Here is a 6,062-nt window from a genome sequence, read left to right on the forward strand (position 1 = left end):
CTATGCGTTGGTTTTAGTGTTTAAGGTGGTATGCGGGAGCTTCGGTATTGCGTTGCTCACACCTTAACAGGGCGTTATGTGCTTAGGAGAACTGATGGAAATACTTAGAGTCTCGGATGAGGAGATAGATCACAATACGTCAAAGTGGCTTCTTGAATACGCTCACATCGTTGGTTGCGATAGGTTTTCTGTAGATATTGAAGATAAGGAGCCAGAGTTTGCCATCGAATATCAGAGGAAATTATTGGCTAAGTTTGAACAATACTATTTAGGTGAGGCAGTCGCTGAAATCTTCGTAATGTATAATGGTGAGCCAAATATCCGGCGTCAAAAGTTCTGGACCTTTAATCGCGATAGTCTCCATGTTATTTCGGAAAATATGGGGGATCATCTGCTTGATGATTTACTTGCTTGCAATGAAGGTGTTTCGGGGTGGCGTTTCTACAAAAAAGACAAAATTGTGGCCTGTGCTGTATATGGTTTTGATTATTTTTATTTTTCAAATCCACCGACGGAATTAGTCGAAAAGCTAGGTCCCAAAGCCACGTTAGAACACACATAACAAAGCGTTTAAGAGCGATTCCGCAACGCGTGCCAGTTTCGCTTCGCTCAAGTTTGGCACGCATCACGTCACGCCTTAACGCGGCGTTATGCGTTTTTACGAATATTGGTAGAGTATGAAATTATCAGATTTTTCTATTGAAGCTCTAAAAGGTTTTGTCACAGGTGACGACTCAGACGCTCCGTATATGTCAGGTCCTGATCTGGTGAAGTTCTTCAATTTATTTGGTGTTAGGGACGTTTACTCTTTTCAAAATGGTGGTTTACCTGAATCAGCAAGCCGAAAAGATTATGTTCTGAAAACTGTAAAGTCTCTCAATGGGACTAATCAGATGAAGTTAATGGTTGAGGGGTTAGTTGATAGTAGGCGTTCAGAAAATTATGCCGAACTAGCCGTTGGCATTAATGAAATCATTAAGCACGACGGTTACTCGTTAGAACAAAACTCTCTCGGTGTTTTTATTGTCTCAGGCTGTAACGTTGAAGATTCCACTGTTGATGTGGAAGCATACTTTCAAGAAATACGTCAGCGAATTTTAGAAAGCATTTTGCAAGCAAAATTCTCAATATGGGTAGCAATGGCTTGGTTCACTGATAAAGAAATCGGCAATGCCTTACTTAACAAACACCGTGATGGTCTAAATATACAGGTCATCGTTAATGATGATTCTACAACAAGCAAATACGGTTTAGACTTCTCAACCAAAGGTATTGAGTACTATAAGATTGCTCCCTCAAGTCATTGGGGCAAGAAAATCATGCACAATAAATTTTGTGTTATTGACTTTAAAAAGGTAATTCATGGCTCATACAACTGGACTAAGAATGCTCAATACAATAATGAAAGCATTACTATCACAGACAGTAGAGAACTAGCTGAAGATTTTGCTGAGCAATTTATTGCTCTAAAACAGGCGCACAAATCAGCACACGCATAACAAACTGTTCAAGAGGGATTCGCAACGCGTGGCATCTTTACTATGCGTTAGTTTTAGTGTTTAAGGTGGTATGCAGCGGCTTCGGTATTGCGTTGCTCACCCCTTAACAGGGCGTTATGTGTCAATGGGTTTCTAAACAGAGTGAGAAAGATAAAAATGCAGTTTATTTGGGAAGTCTCGGACGTAGAAATAGATACCTTGTTACCTCAGTGGAAATGGTTGCTTAATCCTACAGGGAAACCTTTGTATCTAACCATCATGGGTGACTGGCTATTTGGTGAAGTGGATGGCTCAATTTCATTGTTATCGGTTTTAGATGGTACCTATGAAACAATTGCTTCGGACTTTCATGAGTACAATAAAATGAATAAATCACAAGATTGGTGTGATAATGTCTTTTTAACTAGTTGGTATGACTTGGCGCTCGAACACGGGCTACAACCAAAACAAGACGAATGCTTAGGTTGGAATCTGCATCCAATTATTGGTGGTGAGTTTTGTATGGAAAATTTGCAAGTATTTACTATGAAAGTATATCAATCACTAATGTCTCAGTTGCATTTTCAACTTCAGCACGCAAACACATAACAAACTGTTTAAGAGTGATTCGCAACGCGTGGCATTTTTGCTATGCGTTGCGTCTAGTGTTTAAGGTGGCATGCGGGAGCATCGGTATTGCGTTGCTCACACCTTAACAGGGCGTTAGTTTGCAAGAGGAAAAATGCAGCTATATCGCAAGATCTAGTGGTAAAAGCTCAAAGTTGAAATTGTCGTATCGGCGTTCAATTTCAGTGTTAATTAACGTGATAAAAATCCAAAATTGGCATCGTTTCAACGGTTGATTGGTTCTTTGGTGCGGCGACTTTTGGGTTCACTGAGTCGAATTTTTTTGCTGAAACTCTGCTCGTTGAGTTTGTTGATACAAAAGCCGATTTACTCGCTGTGAGGACGTTTTCTCTGGTGTGGTAAGTTCACGTGGTTTCAGTGGCTTTGTTGAAAGTCCGCATTGTGAGATTGCCTTTCCAAAAGCAGTTTCTGGTGTTGTGAGTTCGTTTTCTGCGGCGTTGCTTGTTCCAAGTGGTTTCATTGACTAGCCGCTTTGAGACTACGCCTGACTTAAATGCATCAAGGCACATAAATTTTGTTGTTCGCAAAGTTTAAAACAACGTAAAATCAACCCTTTGGGTCTGCAAACTAACAAACTGCTCAAGAGGGATTCACAACGCGTGGCATTTTCACTATGCGTTGAATTTAGTGATTAAGGTGGTTTGCAGCGGCTTCGGTATTGCGTTGTTCACCCCTTAGCAGGGCGTTATGCGCTAGTGCATTTAAAGATCGAGGGATGTATGGATAATGAACTACCAAAAGCGATGGTATTGAAAACAATAGATGGTAGACATGTGGGTTTCATGTTGTTAGCTCCCAATTCAGGCGAGTCGGGGGAATGTGTTTTCAGTTTATCTGCGTCATCTGCAGAGGTAATCGATAGCAATTTAGGTGTCGTTCTATCTGAGCTTAAAGTTTCTGGCGAGCATAAATACGTGGTGGAAACCATAAAAGATGGGTACTTAATTAATATTGCACCAATAGGCCTACCTAACGTTCAAGTTCAGCTTAATCATCAGTTCTCCGGAGATATAGTTACTGATATTGAAGGACGAGTCGCTTCTATTGGAACAGCTGAATTAGTGGAGCAAAGCGCATAACAAACTGTTTAAGAGTGATTCACAACGCGTGGCATTTTTACTATGCGTTGACTTTAGTGTTTAAGGTGGTGTGCGGCAGCATCGGTATTGCGTTGCTCACACCTTAACAGGGCGTTATGCCTAAAGAGGAAGTATGGAATCTGTTTACAATGTTATTCAGGAAAACCCTGACTATTTTGCTTGGGTGTTCGGTGTGGTGAACGTGCTTTGGGGTCTGTTTGTTTATTTTAACAAGCAGAGCCATGACAAAGCGTTAGAGAACTTGAAGCATGGATTGTCGCTGGAAGCAGAGAGAAGGAAAAAAGTATTCGAACTTAAAGCCACTCAGTACGAAGCATACGTGTCTAATCTAGATGCCTTTGGTAAAAAGTATCAAGTAGATCTTCCTGCAAAGATGCAACCAATTATCGACCAGTACTTCAATGACTATTTAGCAGCTGCACAAGTTGGCGACAAAGAAAAAGAGCGTGAAGTTGTGTGTTGGTTTGGGTCAAAAATTTCCGAGGTAATGCGCGATGGCATGGAAGACTTAATGAAACTACAGGCAGAGTCTAACAAATTAAAACTCACTGCGACCGACCAGATGATTGAAACATTCGCTCGTTTGGAGGCCTTAACTAAGGCATCTTTTGATAAGTCCAATGAGTTCATGAATAGACTTCTAGAAATAGTTTTGTCTCAAAATAATGAGTTATCTGCAAAATTTCAAAGTGAGTTGGCCGCTCTTGGAGTAGAAACGCAAGCAACGGCTAAAGAGCTGATGGAGTTGATGAGGCAGGAGTTGCAAATAATTTAGGCATAACAAACAATTTAAGAGTGATTCAGCACGCTTGGCATTTTTGGTTTGGGTTGAGTTCAGTGTCTACGGTGGTCAAATTGAGTGTCGTGGTCTCGTGCTTCACACCTTAATTGGACGTTATGTGCTTTGGTGGAAATGAATATGGAAATCACAATCAGGCGTATCGAAACAGAAAGCGTTGAGGACAAAGGTATATTCGAGGCTTTGTTTAGATAGTACCTGTCTGAACTTTCAGTTGAGCTAGATCTCGCAGTAATTGCTCAGCTATTTTCATTGCCTTATTTCCACGGATTTATCAGTTTTGTCGACAATAAGCCTGCTGGTTTTGCAGTTTGCTTTGAATCGTTCTCAACTTATCGTGCGCAAAGATTGATGAATATCCATGATTTTATGGTGTCGGACAACTTTCGTGGTAAAGGTGTTGGCAAGGCACAACTGAATGGTATCGAACAGTATTGTCGTGATAATGATTACCTCAAAATCACATTAGAGGTCGGTGATGATAATGTTGCAGCTAAAAAACTCTATAGCTCATTAGACTACGAAGATTACAGAGTAGTTTTGAAAGGGCTGCAACATTGGCAAAAGTACCTCAATTAGCACGCACATAACAAACTGTTCAAGAGGGATTCGCAACGCGTGGCATTTTCACTGTGCGTTGGTTTAAGTGTTTAGGGTGGTATGCGGCGGCATCGGTATTGCGTTGCTCACCCCTTAACAGGGCGTTAGTATTCTTTTTAAGTTCAGAGGTAAATGTTGGACGAGTATTCTATTCATTTAAAGCGTCAAGGCTTTGAGCTACTAGGTGATATCGGTAGCGGGCTTTCTGGTAAAACTAAGAAAGCCAAGCAAAACTCTTTGGAAAGATTTGTTGCTGTAAAATTCTTCGACAGTATATTCAATCGAAACAACTCTGAGCTAAAGAAAAAGTTCAAACGAGAAGCTTTTATTCTCGCTGAGGCACAACACCCTGCAATACCATATGTTATTACGCATGGTGAAGTGGAATGCGGTCGCGACTTAGTTCCATACATTGTGATGGAGTACATCGATGGCATAAATCTGGAAGAATATGTTCAAAAAAATGGGGTCATTGAACATAGACAAGCCATCAGTATCGCTACCCAAGTGCTTGATGCACTCTCGCTTGTTCACTCGAAAGGTATAATTCACAGGGACATCAAACCATCAAACATAATGTTGTCATCTGCTGGTCATGCTTATCTTATAGATTTCTCTATTGGTTTTGCTCCTTCCGGGAACCCTAATTTTACAAGAGCGACACGAACAGGAGATCGCTTAGGCTCTGCTGAATACATTTCCCCAGAACAAAATGTCGATATGAAAAATGTGGACTGTCGGACTGATATTTACTCTTTGGGGCTCACACTGTGTAAGTTGTTGACAGGAGCTCCAAGTTTAAAATCTCTAGACAAGCCCGAGCTATCAATTCCTTATGCGCTGAGAAACTTAATCAACAAAGCTTCAGAATACGAGGCGAATAATCGTTATCAAAACGTAGACGACATTCTTAGAGAACTAAAAAGTATATCGGGTGCTGGACACTTTACTGTCAATACGCCAAGTAAAGCGCTTTGTTCTAACTTAAAATGTCCTGATGCATCATGGTCTCCTAATGGGTACTATAAGGGTGCAAACTTCATCGAAAATAGTATTGATATCCACTGTACTTCATGTGGTGATAAGTTAACTTATCAGTGCCAGTGTGGATACCCAATTGCGGAGACTCGTTTTTGTGGTGGTTGCGGTACTGAATTATTCAAACTGCCAGAGTGTGACAGTTGTGGCTCCCATCTGAAGAAAACAGATATTGGTAAAGATACATCAGCAGGCTGCAGCAAGTGTCTGAGCAAAAACCAATCACAACTTCAACAGCCTATTTGGGGGCAGCCACAACAACCGCCATTAGCTACAGATTTTGATGATGACATTCCTTTCTGAGGATCAGAATACTAACAATCTGTTTAAGAGTGATTCGCAACGCGTGGCATTTTTACTATGCGTTGATTTTAGTGTTTAAGGTGGTATGCGGAAGCA

General features: G+C 40.9%; 6 protein-coding genes and 1 pseudogene. All 7 read left to right on the top strand.

Features of this window, described 5'->3' with window-relative positions; genetic code table 11:
* The first annotated feature begins 94 nt into the window (after positions 1-94).
* The 7 genes and pseudogenes from R7O03_RS22345 (at position 95) to R7O03_RS22380 (ending at position 5,966) form a co-directional block, all read left to right on the top strand.
* The gene (locus R7O03_RS22345) at positions 95-562 is read left to right on the top strand and encodes a hypothetical protein (protein ID WP_318132056.1); all 468 of its coding nucleotides are present in this window, start codon (positions 95-97) and stop codon (positions 560-562) included.
* Between the two features lie 115 nt (positions 563-677).
* Positions 678-1,499 carry a phospholipase D-like domain-containing protein gene (locus tag R7O03_RS22350; protein WP_258653338.1) on the top strand — a complete coding sequence of 274 codons (822 nt, stop codon included), beginning with the start codon at positions 678-680 and terminating at the stop codon, positions 1,497-1,499.
* A 156-nt stretch (positions 1,500-1,655) separates the two neighbouring features.
* Positions 1,656-2,087, top strand: coding sequence for a T6SS immunity protein Tdi1 domain-containing protein (locus tag R7O03_RS22355; RefSeq protein WP_005386969.1), 432 nt, complete (start codon positions 1,656-1,658; stop codon positions 2,085-2,087).
* Positions 2,088-2,845: 758 nt separating this feature from the next.
* Positions 2,846-3,205 (top strand): hypothetical protein, encoded by a 360-nt coding sequence (locus R7O03_RS22360; protein WP_104979452.1) that lies wholly within the window; start codon positions 2,846-2,848, stop codon positions 3,203-3,205.
* A 133-nt stretch (positions 3,206-3,338) separates the two neighbouring features.
* Complete coding sequence (locus tag R7O03_RS22370) at positions 3,339-4,001, top strand: hypothetical protein (protein ID WP_318132058.1); 663 nt, start codon at positions 3,339-3,341, stop codon at positions 3,999-4,001.
* A 144-nt stretch (positions 4,002-4,145) separates the two neighbouring features.
* Positions 4,146-4,604, top strand: a pseudogene (locus tag R7O03_RS22375) (N-acetyltransferase family protein).
* Between the two features lie 153 nt (positions 4,605-4,757).
* Entirely contained in the window at positions 4,758-5,966 is a 1,209-nt protein-coding gene (locus R7O03_RS22380) for a serine/threonine-protein kinase (protein ID WP_193286422.1), read from the top strand.
* Positions 5,967-6,062 lie beyond the last annotated feature (96 nt).

Source organism: Vibrio sp. Vb2960, assembly GCF_033337665.1.
Lineage (GTDB): Bacteria > Pseudomonadota > Gammaproteobacteria > Enterobacterales > Vibrionaceae > Vibrio > Vibrio alginolyticus.